Source organism: Burkholderia sp. BCC1640, from assembly GCF_902833125.1.
Classification (GTDB): domain Bacteria; phylum Pseudomonadota; class Gammaproteobacteria; order Burkholderiales; family Burkholderiaceae; genus Burkholderia; species Burkholderia diffusa.
Map to the genome: position 1 here is coordinate 1 of NZ_CADFEF010000113.1, position 688 is coordinate 688.

At 69.8% G+C, this 688-nt stretch carries 1 pseudogene; it reads right to left on the reverse strand.

Features of this window, described 5'->3' with window-relative positions:
- Positions 1-30: 30 nt before the first annotated feature.
- A pseudogene (locus tag HWX25_RS32715) lies at positions 31-688 on the reverse strand (adenosine deaminase); the annotation flags it as partial.

The window sequence follows — 688 nt, forward strand, 5'->3', positions numbered from 1 at the left end:
GCGCGGCGGCGGCCGTCAGCGGCCTCGGCTTCAGGCGGTCGCCAGCGCGGCCGCGAGCCGGTCGAATTCCGGGCCCCAATCGGCGCGCCAGGCCTGCCCCGTCGCCTCATCCACCCAGGCGCCGTCGATCCCGTTGAGCATGAATTCGCGCAAGGCCTCGATGCCGAAGCCGAAATGGCTGTGCATCAGCTCCCAGGCTTCGCTCGGGTTGACCTTGTGCAAGGTCGGGTCGTCGGTATTCGGGTGGATCTTCAATCCGAGCCCGGGCATTTGGCGGATCGGGTGCCGTTCGGCCCACTGCTCGGGCGGCAGCGTGCGCAGGTAGTAGGAGTTGGTGGGCACCACCGTGAACACCGTGCCGCGCACCGCATGGCGCTCGGCCAGCGCCGGGTTGTCGACGATCGTGTAGCCGTGGTCGAGCCGGTCCACCCGCAGCAGCTCGAGCGCGGTCTCGACGTTGCGCCAGGGCATGCCGAACTCGCCGGCATGCGCCGTGGTCCGGAAGCCGGCCTCGCGCGCCTCGCGATAGGCCTTCCAGAACAGCTCGGGCGGGCGGTCGTTCTCGCGGTAGTCGATGCCGATCCCGGCCACTTCCTCGGCGCGGCAGGCCTTCATCCAGTCCACCATCTGCACCGCCTCGTCGGGATCGGCCTCGCGGTCGATGCTCGGGATCAGCCTTGCGCTGATG